Here is a 16,077-nt window from a genome sequence, read left to right on the forward strand (position 1 = left end):
GCTGTCCGACAGGTGATCGCGAAGCAGAACGGGCATCCGTTGCAGGTGAACCGGCGCACGGCAGCAGCGGCTACACAATGAGCCTTTTCCAACCTCACGCTGATGCGTGGTGAAGGACGACGACGGCCTTCACCACGTCGGTGATGCGGTTGGTGCTGCAGCGGAGCTTCCGCAGGAGGCGCCAGCCCTTGATGGTGGCCATGGCCCGCTCGCCGAGGCAGCGGATCTTGACGTGGGTGGTGTTGTGGCGACGCTTCCACCGCTTGAGGCGGCGGCCCCGAAACGGTACGCGGACGGGTCCGCCGGCGCCTTGATAGGCCTTGTCCGCCCAGCATTTGAGTTCCGCATCGGCGAGGGCTTCGATGATGCCGTGCTGCCGCGCGGCGGTCAGGTCGTGAGTCGAGCCGGGCAGAGCCGGCAAGGCCCAGAGCAGCCGTCCGAACGGATCGGTGAGGACCTGGACGTTCATGCCGTGGCGTTTATGTTTCCCGGAGTAGTACGGGGTGTCGACGGCGATGCGGTCGATCGGCAGCAGGGTGCCGTCGAGGATCACGAACGCCTTCGTCCGGATCGTCTTGATCGCCTCGGTCAAGGGCGGGGCGAGGGCGGCCAGGGCCTCGACGGCTTCACGTATGTAGCGGTAGACGGTCGCGATCCCGATGCCGAACCCGGCAGCGAGCTGGGCGTAGGTGTCACCGCACCGAAGATGGGCCAGGGCGAGCAGTGCCTGACGTGCGGCGGAAGGCGCCGTCATCGTGTTCCGATCACCTGCCGCCGGGCTGTCAGCTGTCCGGTCAGGAACCGCAGGGTGCGGCTGGACAGATCAATCGAGGACGGGTGGACAAGCACGCGAAGCTCCTGGCGGATAAGGGTGATCTTGGTCGAGAACCCGTCTACCAGGAGCTTCGTCGTTGCGCAGGACAGTTCAACTCGCGCTCAGGCGGCACAGCTTGAGAAGGGTTCGTTGCCCCCATCGTGGCCGATGGGGTGCGGGTGAAGTGGGGGACCTGCGTCGGTGCGGCGTGCTGCGGTTTCCCATGAAATCCGGTGGAGTCTCAGCGGCCGGAGGTGGTTGGGTCCTGCTCAATGCTTCGCTGACACGGTCCGGCACAGTGCGAGGCGCAAGGTCCGAGTCGCAGCGCGGTCTCGCCCGCGTGTCGTCGAGTGATGGAGGTTTCGCGGTGGCTGGTTATGGGGCGCTTTCCGACGTATACGAGTGGCTGATCGGGGACGACAGGTTGACCCCCACCGAGGCAGCCGCGGTTTACTACAGTGATGTCGTGGGCTCTGTGCCGCCCAACGCGCGTGTCCTGGACTGCACATGCGGAACCGGCCAGCTCGCCGTCGGGCTGGCGAGTCTTGGCCTGGACGTGGTCGCCGCAGATGCCAGCAGTGGGATGGTTCGCCGGACCGAGAAGGTCGCCGACGAGCAGGGTGTCTCGCTTCGAGCGCTGCGCGCGAGCTGGGACGAGCTGCCCGACCACCTGGAGGACTCCACGTTCGACCTGGTGTTCTGCGTCGGCAACTCGCTCGGGCACGCCGAGGGCGCAGCCGGGCGCCCGAACGCACTGGAAGCGATGTCGCGGCTGCTGAATCCGGGCGGACGCCTTGTGCTGCACTCTCGCAACTGGGAGCTCGTGCGCTCCGCCGGCTCACGGGTAGACGTCCGTGATCGACTCATCCGCCGCAACGACCGCGATGCGGTCGTCAGCTACTACTGGCAGATCGAGCAGCGCTGGGAGGAGGAACACTTCCTCGAGATCGTGGTCGCCCAGATCGAGCCTGATGGGGCAGTGCGAGCATGCTCGGAGCGGTTGTCCATCTGGCCCTACCAGTACGAGGACCTCGTGGCGCAGTTGCGGAGTGTCGGGCTCACGGTGCAGTCCACGACCTTCGCCCCCGAGAGCGATGGGTACCTGGTGGTCGCCGGCCGCGACCAGGCGCGAGGCACGTCGGAGCCGGCGCGCTGATCCGTCTTTCGTCGTCGTTGCCGACCTGCCGGCTCTCGACCGCCTGCAGCGCCTCGCGAAGTGTTCAGCGCTTGAAGCGGCTGCTGCGGGTGCGGTCCTCACCCTGTATCTGACCTGCTCAAGCTGAGGTTGGAAACAGCTCAAGGTTTACGCGTAAAGATGAGGTGGCCCCGGAGGAAGGCCCGGGGCCACTCGGATATCGCTGAGTCGTGAATTGTTTTCGGCGGGTGCTGGGAGCGGTGAGGGGTTATCGGAGGAAGCCGAAGAGGCCGTTCTTTTTGGCTTCCTCTCGTGCTGTGGTTTCTTCGGCAGCGAGCGCTTCGGCTTCCTGCTGTGCGGTGCGCTCGGTGCGGCCAGCCCTCACCACCAGGAGCACCAGACCGATCCACGGCGGGCACGGTCGGCGCGGGAAGCTGTGCGGGTCCAGGCTTCGCGGGTGGCGGCCTGGACACCGCTGAAGTGGGTCCCTACTTGCGCAGCTGGCGCCAGGTGGACGGCCCGACCTTGCCGTCTCGTGTGATACCTCTGGCAGCCTGGAACTCCCACACCTTGTTGAAGGTTTGCGGGCCGAAGTCCCCGTCTACGGGGAGTACCTTGCCGTGGTAGTTGAGGAGGCACTGGATTTCCCGGACCCGGTCGCCGGTGGCTCCCTGGACGACAAGGACGTTCCACGCCCAGCTGTAGCCGGCGGTGAGTCCGTCGTAGTCCACGCCGTCACGCCACACGACAGAACACGCGGCCTGCGCCGAGACGGTTGCGGAGTTCCGCTCTACCTCAGTCAAGGCCACTGCTGCACCGGGACTGGCCAGCACAGCCCCGAGCGCGAGAGCGGAGCAGAGAGCGGCTCCGGTGAACGCGCCACGGGAGCGCGTCAAGGACCCTTTGCCTCGCAGTAACTGCATGCTCATTCGTTTCTCCTTGATTGGTCCGCTGTGCCGTGCATCAAGCTGGCTCAGGCTGATGCGGCGAAACACTGGCACGACAGGAAAACGCATACCAGCGACTGCGACGCCATCTGGACAAACCGAAGATGGCAAGCAGCAGCCTTGTTCAGCCACAGACCGTAATCTTTCAGTACCGGCGGCTATCAGCAGCCGATGATCTTCTGTGTTCCACCCCAGAACCCGCTGTAGCTAGATAACCGACCGCTCGAAATCCCGGGTCTCTGCTCACTCCCACACTCACATACCAGGTCAACCGGCCTACCCAAAAACAGGAACCTTGTAGAAACCATCACAGAGGCGTGGAAGAAATCGCTCCAAGACAAAGCGCAAGCGGCACCCGCGGCACAAGGACCTTCGAAGCACGGTCACCACCATGACCTCGTCTTGAGGACCAGGGAATTCGCTCAGCGGCCGAAATCCCTTGATCGTCATCGAAGTTAGTCGCCGTCAACCTGGCTCGGAGTGACGGTCTCGGGTCACCACAGAGACCCCTCGTACGAACAGCCGGCTCCCTGACAGGGCGGGGACACACCACGGCTGGCAGCCGGGTAGATCCGAGGGCTCGCGATCGCGACCAGGTCCGCACCGGCCACGCAAACGCCGCCGCGCCCGGTAACACGAGTCTGGTCACAACCACGCGGGAACGTGGCTGCGCATGGTCCCAATGGTCGGCTGGGGCCGAGCGGAACCCCTGGACGGGCGCTGCACCGGCCCGGCGACATGCCCTGCTGTCCTGTCGTATCCGGCAAGGTGCGCACCGAATCAGAAGGTTCCGCATTCGGCTCAAGTTGCCTATTCAGCGGCGGCGGAGAAGGAGGAGGGGCCGGAAGTGAAGTCGCCGGATTTGCCGCTGCCGGAGTCAGGGCCCTGGCCGGAGGCGGAGACGGGTTCGTCGGCGGAGGAGGCGAGCTGTTCGGTTGCCGCAAGGGGAAGGCTCAGGTTGCCACATTGGTTGATGGGACCGCCGGTGGCTCGGTGGCCCATCAGGGGCCTGAGAGGCCGCCGAGCCTCTCTGCCCGCCCGGCGCCCCTGGATCGCGGCGGCCACCGGCCGACACGATCACCCACAGCCAGCGCAGCGCCCCGCCGGCTTCCGAGACCGCCACCACCCCACTCCCCCACAACACCGGGAACAGGAAGGGCAGCAGAAGAGGAAGTCTGGGTAACTCACCACAACGATTTGTGGGCTGGCCAGCGGGAATGACCGAGGCCACCATTTTTGAGTGTCACCCCCTCTGTCACCCTCCATGTCACCGCCTTCGTCACCGCCTGCGTCACCCGCTGTGTCACCCCCTTTGCCACCCGGTTGACGCGGGACGGCTGGACCGGCCGCTCGCCCGTACAAGCGGCTGGAAGGGGCCGGCGGCCCTCAGGGGCCGGGGCCGCCTCGCGGGACCCTGAGAGACCGCTGAGCGCTCTTCCCGCCCCATCCCCGGAGCGCGGCGGCCAGCCGACCGGCTGACCGGGCCGAGCGAACGGACGGGCGGGCGCGGTCGGTACGCGGAGCCGGCACAACGCGCGGCAGGAGCCCGCACACCGCAGACGGCTCACCACGCCGCACTCACCACGGCATGGTGAGTACTGCATGGTGAGTACGACGGACCGCGTGGTGAGTAGCCGGGAGCAGGGCGCTGTGACCTGCCGCGGTGAGTGCGGCCAACGTCGTCGCGGACGTCAGGGAACGCCCGGTACATCACCAGGAAGACGCACGCCGGTCAGCGCCAGGAGGCGCGGGGCGCGGGGCGCGGGGCTTGGCGCCCCTTGAGCTACCGCGGGCTGGCGTGCCAGACCCGCCGCCCGCCGGAATTCACCGCCTCACGCGCTGATGTATGCCGACGAGGGCCAGGAGCCAGGGGCGCTGTGGCCGTCAACCGACCGGAGGGCGAACCGCCGACCGATCCGCTGCGAGTCCTGCCTTTGGTGCCGGCACCAAAGGCAGGAGGAAGGATCACGTGCAGGGCGGGGTGCAGGGGCAGGGCGGGTGGTCGGCGGCGTCGTTGATGTGGTTGGTGTGCGGAGCGTCCGGCTCCTCCGAGCGCGTGGTGCTGCCCTCGACGATCTGCGGGACGGCCGGCGGAGTCGTGCTCCGGCTCTTGAAGTGAGCGAAGAGCGCTGCCCCGGTCGCGCAGACGAGGTTGGCGGCGATGTTGCCCGGGAGGTCGAGGAGGAAGCCGACGAGGTACGGCTGGAGCGATGTGAACGCGCTGAGTGCTGCGTCGATGAAGGTCATGCCTCAATCTCAGCCCGCCGCACCCCGCTTGCTCCAGCCACCCGAACGGTCTCGGCAGGACTCGGACGCAGCGGTTGGATGTTGGACGGAGCGGGCCTGATCATGAACGATCCTGTTGTTCAAGATTGTTCGACAATTTCCCAGACCGTCCGTCTACTCGCTCTCTAAGCTGCGGTGATGACAGCTCAACAGCGACCACGGGAGACGACACAGCGATGACAGTGCCGGCCGATGCCGCTCCAGAAGACAGTGCGGCCATCGTGGCAGCCGCGGCTGCTCGGGCTGCCTTCGCCCGAGATCTGACCGCTTTCCGCATCCGCTCGGGCGAGCCCTCCTACCAACAGATCTCCAAGGCCGCGACCCGACACCGGGTGACGCCTTCCGGGATCTCAGACATGCTCTCCGGCAAGCGTCTGCCCACATACGAATTCCTGATCGAGTTCGTACGCACCGTCGAGCAGCTCGGCACAGACATCACCGGCACTCCCCGGTCCGACACGCTCGTCAAGCGGTGGTACGACCGCTGGGTCAGCGTCAGAGACCTGGAGGAAGAGGTACGGGCGCCCAGGAAGCGCGTCATCGACGCCCTCATCCAGCAGGCTCGGAACGATGCCGCCGAGATCCTGGCAGCAGCCCGCCGCGAGGTGGAAGCCGCCCTCGCCGCAGCCGGCAACCGCCATGTCCGCCACGCCCGGGCCAATCAGCTCCAGGAGGAACAGCTACGGCAGGCACAGGAAGCAACTGAGGAACTACTGAGCACCGCCCGTCAGACAGCGGACACCATCATCCGCGAGGCGCAGCATCACAAGGACGAGGCCGAACGAATGGTGCGCGTTCTGGAGCAACGCGCGATTTACGTCAGCGACGAAGCCGAACGGCTAGAAGCCGAGGCAACTCGCCTGGCTGCGGTGAAGGAAGAAAACCTGGCCGAGGCCGCTCGCCTGGCCGAGCTAGAGAAGGATGAGAAGGCCCGGATCGAAGCCGATTACTATTACACGCTAGCGGAGCAGGAGATGCCCGAGGCTGCCCGCCTAGCGAAGCAGGAATGGGATAAGGTCATTGAGGCTAACCGCCGCAAAACCGGGTCCACAGGAAATAGTACTTCCTGGCCGAATGTCAATGCCTCCCGTTTACGGCCACGATAAATACGGCCAGGATTGCGGCGAATACAGCAATGCTCGTAGTACCGGCCATAACCGGACGATCGAGCGCCGGGCTACGAACGCGCCCACTCACACCTGGTTACTGGCCCGGGCAAGTCGCAGCGGTGCGGGCAAGCCTGGCCCGACCCGGGCAAGCCCTCCTCCGAGACGGGCTTGCCCGAGTCCGCTTGCCTTACCGGGGGCTCAATGCCCGGGAGATGGTCCATAGAACACCGGCAGCGGTGATGAGCGAGCCGATGATCGTCGCGGTGGCTTCCAGCGGCTCCCTAAAGCCGGGGCGATCGGCCAGGACATAGAGGAGACCGGCGGCCGCGAGGAAGCCGACGGAGGCCGCCAGGAGGAGCACAGACCGCCGCGACGCGGGAACCGGCAGAACCGGGGCCGGGACCGGGACCGGCGGAGCCGTGGACGGGACCAGGGGAACAAGGGCCGAGGCCGGGGCGGTCGGGGTGGGAGGCTGCGCGGGTCCGGGGCGGACGGCTGGCGCGTGGCACCGGTGACGGAACGACAGCCCGGACGACTCCCACCGGCCTGCCATCTCGCAAGCGCCCGACACGAGTACCCGGTGAGGCTGGCCCCGAAGCACCAACCCCGGGGGAGAGACACCGAAACAAGATGGCCTCCCGGTGAAGCACTCCGCAGGGGAGGATCACAGCGTGATCAATTTCCTCAAGGAGCACCAGGCGCTCATAGTCTGGCTCCTCCCCATCGTGGTCACCTTCGCTGGGGTCTGGCTCGGCTCCCGGGTGCAAGCCGGCGGGGGCGTCGCGCAGGCCAAAGCCGCGAAGGAGGCAGCGGAAACGGCTGCGGCAGCGACCCTCCAAGCAGTCCGGGAACAGGCCGAACACGCCGCATCTGCGGCCCTCGCCGCGGCTCTGCGTGAGCAGCGGATAAGCGCGGCGACGGACCTGATCCGCGCTGACAGGGCGTTCGGCCGAGTTCTGCACACGTTGTACCGGGAGCCCGACACGGGCGCCTCCACGCCCGCTTACGACGAACTCCTCCACGCCTGGGGGGCGGTCCAGCTTGTCGCTCCCATCTCCCTCACCACCGCGTCCACGCGCGTTCTGAATGCGGCGCAGAACGTCCAACGGCTCGCTCGCCAGCGAGGTGAGGCGTACCGGCTCCATATGCAGCTGACCAATGTCCGTGCCTGGATGCCCGAGTACGAGGATGCCCGCCGGGCTGTGGAAGCCCTGGATTCTTTCCGTGCCGCGTATGGAGCCGGTTCCGCGAACATGGTGGAGGTGCACGACGCGGCCTCCGCAGCCCTCGACCGGCTACCGGCCCTGGACACAGGGCAGGCGTCGGCCCTCCTCGGCGACTGCATGGAGCCTGAGATAGGCCCCCTGCTCGAACAGTGCTGGAGAGAGCACAACGAGGCCATGAAGGAATTCCTCAGCTGCGCGCGCACAGTCCTGGGCATCAACGACTAGGCCGTTTCTGACGAGAGGTCCTGGTACAGGTCCAGGGCTGACGTCCCAGCTACAGAAGCCCCGGGACCTGCCGCGGTGCGTTCGCCCCGCACTCCCCGGCAGCTGCCCGGGACAGGACGTGACATGGGAGAGTGCCAGGGCCCGAGGCGGGCGGCTGGCATATAGGCCGGTGAGTAGCCCCTCCCACGGCAGCCGATCAACCGCTTGCCAGGCAGAGAACAGCAGCCACTTGATCACCTCATGACAGCGAACATGCCCGTAACCAGCTTCGTGGCCAGGCGCCCAGCGCCCTATCCCGCTGACACCCGGCCGATGCCACGAACACGCCCACTCACAGCAGTCGGCCCTCTCCCGTGTCCGCTGTGGGGCTGGCGGGCACCGCCGGGAAGAGGCCCCGGCCCCGGGGCGGGGCGCGGCTGTGGGAGGCTGCCCGGTGCCCGGGGCGGGCGGCTGGCGTGTGGAGCCGGTGACGGAACGCCCACCCCGGGCGACCCACCGCCCGCCGGAGCTCACCGCCTCGCGCGCGCACGACACGCGCGCACCCTGGCACCCCCCGGAGCACACGGCCGCGGCGGAACTCGCGGGTGCCGGTGATCCGGGCGGTGCGCAGCAGGCGCCCGGACGGCGAGGCGCCGGGGTCACCTGCCCGCAGCTTCTGGCGGATGGCGGGCGGCGGTCCGGACCACCGAGCGGCACTCCGGTGGTACCGGTGAGCAGCGTCGCCACCGTGATCACCCGGAGCTGTCGGAAAAGTACACGGTCCGGAGCGGGCCGGGCCGTCAGGCTGGCGGGAGGCTCGGTCCCGCAGACTCCCTGTCGGCACGACCTGCCCGCGCCCTACCCCAGCACACAGGCGGCCGGCTGAGCACGTACCCCGGTCACACGCCCGCCCTGGGGCGCCTGAAGATCAGCAACTTACTACCATCGTCGAAGGTCTCCGACCCTACGAACTCCCACCCCTGCTCGCTATTAACTCTCAAGAGCTGCACGAACCGAAGCTTGTCAATCGCATCGACAGTTTGGTACTCCCACGTCGTCATGCCGTGTCTCCTCCCAGCTGATATGAAACGGACATCCTCTCCAACAGACCGAAGACGCGCCAGCGCTTGAATCTGTCGGTGGTGGTGTGCTGCCTGGATGGCTTGCGACGACTTCGTGAGGCCGCTCCAAACCGCCCCGAGCGTGCCTGCGTACGACGCGGTTCGCTGAAGGCCGCCGGCCCTGGATTCGCGGCTGAGCGTGGGGCCAGCCTGGTGTCTCACGAGGGGAGAGCCGGAATCGCGCCAAGAGACAGTTTATGTGCCAACTCCTCCATGCAGTTCCCCAGGTCCTCACGTGCGTATTCGTACGCGTTTTTCGACTTTCCTGGCATCCGCAGCCGACGAATACGTCCGGCGTCGACATTCATGCTGAATTCGAGGATGTCGTGAACGCGGCGGAGAGAGGGTTCATTCTGCAGCTCCGACGATTTCATTACATCAAGAGTAACGAAGAGGCGAGTCGCTCCAGCCTTTTCCCACCAGGCAATCCATTCCAGCGAATCCTCGATCAATTCTTTGACTTGCTCGACGGACTCCTCGTACACCTCCGGGATTTTGATATCCGAACCGAATCGGACGTCCAACCAGCCCCTCAGGGCGGAGTGCTCGGGAATCCGTTCAAGGAAACCAAGCACTTCTGGAGCAGCCCGCACCAGCAAGGCGGACTCGTCGCATTCCCACCGGCGGTCTTTGAATGCTGCTGGATTCTCAAACACCTGCGCGTAGACCGGTCTGCCTGCCGCTACAACCGCACACGCCTGCGACTCGGTGAGCGAGAGTCCCGTCGCAGATGCGAACTGACGGAGTTCGGTCAGGTGTTCTTCGAGGATTCTCTGAAATTCTGCTACATGCTCGTCTTCCTCGCCCAAGAGAATTTCAGTCAACTCATGTACTGACGCTTCGTCGGCACACCCTTCCAGTTCTTCGATAATTTCCCAGAATCGGTCTTCTCGCACGACTATCCCTTCTCAAGTCCGATGGGGTGTCCCGATAAACCGGGACACCCCATCGATATCAAGCCTGCGGATCAGCGGCAGCTCTTGAGCTGCCCCGGGGGGCAATGTCCGTGGTGACCCACGTACTTGGTTATCTTTCCAGCCTCCCACATGCGTGCATTGTACCAACCTTTGCCACGCCAAATGATCTTGTAGCCGCAGGCTCGCTTGTAATACCTCTCGCAGGATCCGATTTGGGACTTGGGTCGGGACGGCCCCTTTCTCGTGATGCCGTACTTATAGATCCGGCCGCCGTTCTTCCGGTAGATCTTGTAACCCCAGTAGGTTTTTTTCTTGTACTTCTTCGCTGTCTTGGACTGCTTGTCCGGCCACGGTATCCGGACGCCCGTTCCCGTAACGGTGATCGAGCAGCCGAAGGTGTGGCAAATCCACGCCGTGACGGATGCCGCGATGAGCGCGATTAGCGCTGTCAGCGCCCACTCCGCCGCGAAGTAGACGGGGATGGCGATGACGAAGCGGCCGTCCAGGTCATAGGTGTTGACGGGATCTGCCGGGTAGACGTAAGCGTTGGTGTTGCCGCCGTACACCGGGTCCGTTTGCAGGAATCGACCGGTGGCCGGGCTGTAGAGGCGGCTGCCCATGAGGGTGAGGCCGCTGACAGTGTCGGCCGACCGCTGGTAGCCGCCGAGCCATCCGTAGGTGGCCGCCGCTGTGCCATCCAGGGGGTTGCCGTATTCGTCGTACCGCTGCACCTCGACCGGCTTGGCGCTGTCCAGGGGCAGACGGACGGCTATGTCGCCGTGCAAGTTGGTCAGTTGGAGGACTGTGTCCCCCGTGGACGAGGTGATCGCGGCGAGGCCGCCTGTCGGGTCGGTGACGTTGCGTGTCACGATCCCCTGTTCGTCCTGGCTCCAGGAGGGGCTGTCACCGCTTGCCCCATAGTGGTTGGTGTCGGTGCCCGATGTCGTCCAGGCGCCGCCGGAGTCCTGCGTCTGTGTGACCGCCTTGTGGAGACGGCCCACCCCGTCCAGGCTCCAGGTCTTGCGTGTGGTGCCGGACGTCTCGGAGCGCACCAGGTCGTTGGTGAAGTACGTCAGCTCAGTGCCGTCGGTCCGCATCGTGCGACCGTAGGCGTCGTAGGCGATGTTCTCGCCGAGCAGGCGGTCGGCGCTGTCGTAGGTGTATGCGGTGGAGGTGTTCACCGTGTCTGCGGTTGTGCTGTCGCAGTCGTCCGACGCGGTGGCGCGACGGGTCCGGTTGCTGTTCTGGTCGAAGGTGTAGGAGCGGGCGGTGCAGCCTCCGGCCGTTCGGTCGGCCACCTGGGTCAGGCGGCCGACGCTGTCGTAGGAGTAGTCGGTCTCCGTGGTGGAGCCGTCGGTCTGGCTCCGGCCGGCCTGTTGTCCGTGCACCGTGTATGACGTGATGTCGGAGAGCACGGTCGTCCCGACGGCGTTCTTGTACTCCTTCGCCCGTACGGCGCCGACCGTGTCCGTGTCCACGGTCAGGACGAGCCCTCCGGGCAGCGTCTCGGTGAGGAGCGAGTCGTCGGCGTCGTAGGTAGCGGTGAAGGTGCCCGCGACAGAGTCGGTGAGGGTTTTGATCCGGTCTGATGAGTCGTAGGCGTACGTCCTCGTCGACGGGGCCGAGTCGGTGACCTTCGCGACGCGGTCGAGCTTGTCGTAGCTAGTGGTGGTGTTGCCGGTGCCGTCCTGGTAGGTGACCTGACGTCCAAGGGCGTCGAATCCGTAGGAGACGGAGTTCGCGCCAGTGGACATTGCCGCCAGCCGCCCGGTCTCAGCACTGTAGGTGTACTCCGTGGCGGGCGTGGTCTCACCCACGCCTCCGGTCACGTTGAGCTTCTTCGTGCGGCCGGCGGAGTCGGTTGTGGTGGTCGTGGTGCGGATGACGCCGTTGGCGGACTCCCTTTTGACCACCGGCTGTCCCCAGCGGTCGTAGGTATAGAGGGTAGTGACGAGTTCGGCGGGTTGGTTTCCCCCTCCGGTGATGGTCGCGGCCGGCGCCGTCTCGCACAGTAGGCCCGCCCACTCGGTCCGGCCGCCGCAGATCCCGTTTCCGTCTGCGGTGTAGTACCGGTAGGTCAGCGTCCCTGCGTCCAAACCGGAGGAGGCGGCCTGGCGCGTGGAGGTGACTCGCCCGTCGGAGTCGTAGGTCGTCGCCACGGTCAGCGCCTTGCCGGTCGGGTCCTCGACGGCGGCCGTCTGGTGGCCGTTGGACCAGTCGTACCGGGTGCTCCAGGTGCGGCTGTCGGCGTCGTTGGCGTATCCCTCGACGTATGCTCCCGTCGTCGTCGACGTCGCCAGTCCGGAAACGGCGGCGTCCGCCGGGCGTCCCTCGTCGTACCGGTAGGAGACATGCCGCCGGGCGAGGACGTTCGTGCCCGCGGGCAGGGTGGCTTCGCTGGTGGAGCCCACCAGCTCCTTCGCGAGGGTGGTCGAGCGCAGCGGGGCGTACTGGTCGGTGAGCCGCTCGCCGTCCGCCGAGTACACCGAGATGTCGGACAGGGCCTCCGCCCGTTGCGAGGTGGTCAGCTCACCGAGGCCGAGTTCCGCGAGCTTCGCCGCGGCGTCGGTGGAGGTGCCCAGGGCCAGCGCACGGTTGGCGGCTGACAGCTCCGCTACTACGTTGCCGAAGGCGTCGTACTCGGTCACGTCCAGGGCGCCTTCAGCGGTGGCCGTGTTGGTCTCGTCGCCGTTCGCGCTGAGGTAGGTGACAGCGGCTCGGTTGTAGGCTCCGGCGTCGAGTTCGGAACCGTTGTGGGAGGCGGGTGTGACATCCGCCGGGAGGACGGCGGTGGCGTCTGTTGGGGCTTCTTCCTGGGCCCACGTGGAGACAGTCGCCGTGTCCATCTGGTGGGGTGCCCGAGTCCCCGTCAGCGGCACGCCGTACACCACCGACGTGGCTGAGGTTCCTGACACTGTCGTCGTGGAGCCCTCCTCCAGTGCGGGGCGGGACGCTTTCAGAAGCATGCCAGCACCTGCGGTGGGCGCTGATCCTGCCTTGCCATAGGTGAAGGTCCAGGGAAGCTCGTTGGCTTCCGCGCGGGTCTTCACCAATCCTTCGGAGTCGTAGGTGTAGACGGTCTTGAGCGCGGGGGTGATGCGGGGATCCCACGCTTCGCGCAGCCGGCCGGAGGAGTCGTAGGCGTACCGGGCGACGGTCTCGGCTGTGGCCTTGGTGGCACCGGGGTCGGTGGCCCACAGTCTGATCGACTGGGTCTGTGCCTTGAAGTCGCCCAGCGACCCGCCGGTGGCCGTGGTCGCGTTGGAGTACACGTACTCGAGGACCCGGCAGCCCTTGGTCGACGGGTCGGCCTGGCAGACCGGAGCCTTCGCGCCTGCGTTCGGTGCGATGACGTACTTGGGGCGGGTGACGGATGCATCGTCCGCCGAAACGGCTTCCGACACCACCGTGATCGTGGTGTCGTCGACGGCGGCCGCGCTTGAGGAGAACACCCAGGTCGGGGTGGCGCCCGCCGCCTTGGCGAAGACCGTGACGTTGGCGTCGGTGTCCTTGATCGTGAACTTGTCGCCAGTCAGGCTGCCGGTGAGCGTCAGACCGCTGACGCCCGACTCGGTCGCCCATCCTCCGGTGCCGGTGGCCGTGAAAGCGATCGCTGAGCCGTCGGCCGACAGCAGCTCCACCGAGGTGGCGGACGTCTTCCTGATCTGCGTGTATTGGTCGTCCGCCACGTCTCCGACGATCGACGAGATCCATCCTGGACCGAAGATCCTGGCCATGCCCTCCTCGTCGGTGCTGTTGGCGCGGGATGAGAACGTTCGGGCCACGGCGCTGTTGAATGCCTCGGCGTCCGTCTCGGACAAGGTGAAGTCACCCGTCAGGAGATTCACCTCCCCAGGACCGACATCACTTGACTGCGCGTATCCCGCGTCGCGATCGAGGGTGAACTCGACGATCTGGGTCTGTCCGACGGTTGTGCCGTCGGTGAAGGCGGCGCGCAGCTCGACCGCGCCGTCCTCCGCGAGCGTGTCGGTCACGTTCCAGACGAGCCTGGCCGAGGTGCCGCCGGTGACCTTGACCGGCCACGCCGAGACAGCGCTTCCCGAGGCGGTGACATTCACGGCCGGCACGATGCGCCAGGTGTCCTCCTCGCCCCGTCGGTATTGCCAGGTGACTCCGGTGTAGGAGCTGAGCCCCTTCGCGGCGAGGGTGATACGCCGGGCGGTGTCGTCGCCGTCCATGGGCGAGAGAATGGCCGCCCCGTCGGTGCCGACCCCGAAACTGTAGGCGGAGGGCTCGCCGGTCGAGAGATTTCCGCCGGAGTCGACCGTCTTGGCGTAGAGGGTGTGCCATCCCTCGGCGGGGTTGATGCTGACGGTGAGCGCGTCTCCGCCCGTCCCGTTGGTCGTGTCGAGCTTCTTGTTGGGCAACGCCTTGTTGTCGAGTCCCCAGTGGTAGCCGGCCCCGTCGGTTGACTCGGTGTCGAGCTTGCAGTTCACCGCAGTGTCGGACTTAGCAGACCAGCTGTTGGCGGCGTACGTCTCGCAGGTGATGACGGGAGCAACGGGCTTGGCGGTATTGAGCTGGAACGCGGTGTAGCCCGTCCAGGGTCCGTAGTCGGTCCCGTCGTGCGCCCGAACCCGAAATCTCAGGCCCGCTCCGGAGGGGAGGGTCTTGTTCGCGGGGACGGTGAGACTCGCTGTCGAGCCCGAGGCCACGGCGCCCGAGGAGCCGGTGTAGGTGTACGTGGTGTTGGCGGTGGCCGGATCGGGTGTGATCTCAAACTCGGCCTTGGTGCGGGACCCGTCGGGGTCCGTGACCTTCGCGCTCAACGTGGGGTTCAGCGACGTGACGTATCGCTTGCCGTTGTAGGCGTTGACCTGAGCCGGTGCGATGGCAGTCGAGGACGGCCCTGCGGGAAAGGAGTTGTACGTGACGGTGAGGTGAGGCTCGCTCGAACCGTCGCCCGAGACGTAGTTCGCCGACCGGAAGCGCCGCCAGGTGGTGGAGTCGCTCTCACTGGCTCCGGCGACGCGCAGGCCGTAGTTGGGCGCGCCATCGGCCCACGCCTGCACGATGGTGTCGATGCCGAAGTCGACCGTGCCCGCGGGGCAGGAAGACTTCCACCCGAGTGCGGCCTTGTTCGTCACCGCCCCCGTCGCCGTAGTGGCAGGTTGCACCGCCCAGGTGATCGCGGAGGACGACCAGTCGGCGGTCACCCGCCGGACCTGCGTACCGGCCCCCGTGGTGTCGCAGGTGGAGGAGTAGTACGAATACAGCGCCAAGTTGGAGTCGATGATGTGCTTGCCCTTGAACGGCGTCACGTCGAACTTCAGGTAGGAACGCGCCTTGGTGGTGCCAGCGTCATACGTGCCCGACTTCAGCTCCGTGGAGGAGACCTGGGAGTCGTTGTAGTTGGTCGCCACCCAGGTGTCTGTGGACGCGGCGAGGGTTGAGGTGGGGTCCACGGTGACGGGGTAGGTGAGGTCCTTCTCGAAGAACCCGGCGTCCGGTGACAGGACCAAGGTCTGCGCGCCGTCGCTCGCGGTCTCGACGGTGGTCTCCACCTCCGCGAGGTGCTTGGACTCGCCGGAGCGCTCGTCCTTGGAGGAGTCCCACATCATGGGAGCCGGGGCCTCGGCGACAAGTCTGTTCTTGGTGTCCTTCAGCAGCAGTCGGCCGGAGGGCGCCTTCGACAGCGTCAGTCCCTTGACCACGATGGGGATGCGGTACTCCAGTGGCCGGTCGGGTGCCTGGTCAAGGACGACGCTCTGTGCGAATCCCTGCGACAGCGCGGTGACAGTCAGCTTCTGGCCGTCACCGATGTCGTATCGGGCGGTGTCGCCGTCCACAGTGGGAGCTGGGAGCTGCTCCTCCCAGCCCATCGCGAAGGACTTTCCGTCCTTGGTCACCGAAGCCAGCGCGGTGTCATCGCCGTCGGAGACTTTGATGACCGCGGCCGCCACATCCGGTTCGAGTGCGGTTCCCGTATCCGTGAGACTCGTGTCGATGTCTCTCCACTGCCCGCCATCGTCCTTCTGCCACATCGGGCCCGCGTAGCTCGTGGTCTGCAACGCGCCATCGGGCAGAGCGTAGGTGGCGGTGGTCGCCGTACGCTCCGACAGTGCCTCGATCTTCCGTCGCTGGGAACGGGCCATCAGCAGCGCCGCGGCAACCGAATCGGCCGACGACGCGGCCGGCTTGTCGTTCTCGGCGCCGGCGGGCACCTGCTGCACCGGGCGCGTCGCGCCGAAGGCCGCCCCTGTCTCGAAGGACATCGACGCCGCCTGCGCCGCCAGAACGGCGGCGACACCGAGGGCTATTCGTCGCAGCAACGCTGGTGCAGCCGCGCTTCCCGAG

General features: G+C 66.4%; 8 protein-coding genes and 1 pseudogene. 3 read left to right on the forward strand and 6 right to left on the reverse strand.

Annotated features, from left to right (window positions below; translation table 11 throughout):
- Positions 1–94: 94 nt before the first annotated feature.
- Positions 95–849: pseudogene (locus ACIRR8_RS18495) on the reverse strand (transposase family protein).
- Positions 850–1,181: 332 nt separating this feature from the next.
- Here ACIRR8_RS18495 and ACIRR8_RS18500 point away from each other — a divergent pair.
- Positions 1,182–1,970: a class I SAM-dependent methyltransferase gene (locus ACIRR8_RS18500; RefSeq protein ID WP_404065608.1), complete on the forward strand. Its 789-nt coding sequence runs from the start codon at positions 1,182–1,184 to the stop codon at positions 1,968–1,970.
- A gap of 467 nt (positions 1,971–2,437) precedes the next feature.
- Here ACIRR8_RS18500 and ACIRR8_RS18505 read toward each other — a convergent pair whose 3' ends face one another.
- Together ACIRR8_RS18505 and ACIRR8_RS18510 are read right to left on the reverse strand one after the other, a co-directional pair.
- On the reverse strand, positions 2,438–2,680 hold the full coding sequence (locus ACIRR8_RS18505) for a peptidoglycan-binding protein (RefSeq protein ID WP_404065611.1): 243 nt from the start codon (positions 2,678–2,680) through the stop codon (positions 2,438–2,440).
- Between the two features lie 2,181 nt (positions 2,681–4,861).
- Positions 4,862–5,143, reverse strand: coding sequence for a hypothetical protein (locus ACIRR8_RS18510; protein ID WP_404065614.1), 282 nt, complete (start codon positions 5,141–5,143; stop codon positions 4,862–4,864).
- 215 nt (positions 5,144–5,358) lie between these two features.
- Here ACIRR8_RS18510 and ACIRR8_RS18515 point away from each other — a divergent pair, with 215 nt between their 5' ends.
- A complete protein-coding gene (locus tag ACIRR8_RS18515; RefSeq protein WP_404065617.1) occupies positions 5,359–6,288 on the forward strand; it encodes a hypothetical protein in 930 nt (309 codons plus the stop codon).
- 190 nt (positions 6,289–6,478) lie between these two features.
- On the opposite strand, the gene ACIRR8_RS18520 is transcribed toward ACIRR8_RS18515, so the two are convergent.
- A complete protein-coding gene (locus ACIRR8_RS18520; protein WP_404065619.1) occupies positions 6,479–6,652 on the reverse strand; it encodes a hypothetical protein in 174 nt (57 codons plus the stop codon).
- Between the two features lie 310 nt (positions 6,653–6,962).
- Between ACIRR8_RS18520 and ACIRR8_RS18525 the strand changes: the two genes are divergently transcribed.
- On the forward strand, positions 6,963–7,742 hold the full coding sequence (locus ACIRR8_RS18525; RefSeq protein ID WP_404065621.1) for a hypothetical protein: 780 nt from the start codon (positions 6,963–6,965) through the stop codon (positions 7,740–7,742).
- Between the two features lie 1,258 nt (positions 7,743–9,000).
- Here ACIRR8_RS18525 and ACIRR8_RS18530 read toward each other — a convergent pair.
- Both ACIRR8_RS18530 and ACIRR8_RS18535 read right to left on the reverse strand, forming a co-directional pair.
- Positions 9,001–9,738, reverse strand: a complete 738-nt coding sequence (locus ACIRR8_RS18530) for a DUF4240 domain-containing protein (RefSeq protein ID WP_404065624.1) — start codon at positions 9,736–9,738, stop codon at positions 9,001–9,003.
- 71 nt (positions 9,739–9,809) lie between these two features.
- Complete coding sequence (locus tag ACIRR8_RS18535) at positions 9,810–15,995, reverse strand: DNRLRE domain-containing protein (RefSeq protein ID WP_404065627.1); 6,186 nt, start codon at positions 15,993–15,995, stop codon at positions 9,810–9,812.
- Positions 15,996–16,077: the final 82 nt, after the last annotated feature.

This window comes from Streptomyces sp. NPDC101178 (assembly GCF_044767965.1).
GTDB lineage: Bacteria > Actinomycetota > Actinomycetes > Streptomycetales > Streptomycetaceae > Streptomyces.

Excerpts from the sequence above, each read along its gene's own strand:
- ACIRR8_RS18510 (WP_404065614.1), bottom strand. The coding sequence starts at position 5,143 with ATGACCTTCATCGACGCAGCACTCAGCGCGTTCACATCGCTCCAGCCG.
- ACIRR8_RS18515 (WP_404065617.1), top strand. The coding sequence starts at position 5,359 with ATGACAGTGCCGGCCGATGCCGCTCCAGAAGACAGTGCGGCCATCGTG.
- ACIRR8_RS18535 (WP_404065627.1), bottom strand. The coding sequence starts at position 15,995 with ATGTCCTTCGAGACAGGGGCGGCCTTCGGCGCGACGCGCCCGGTGCAG.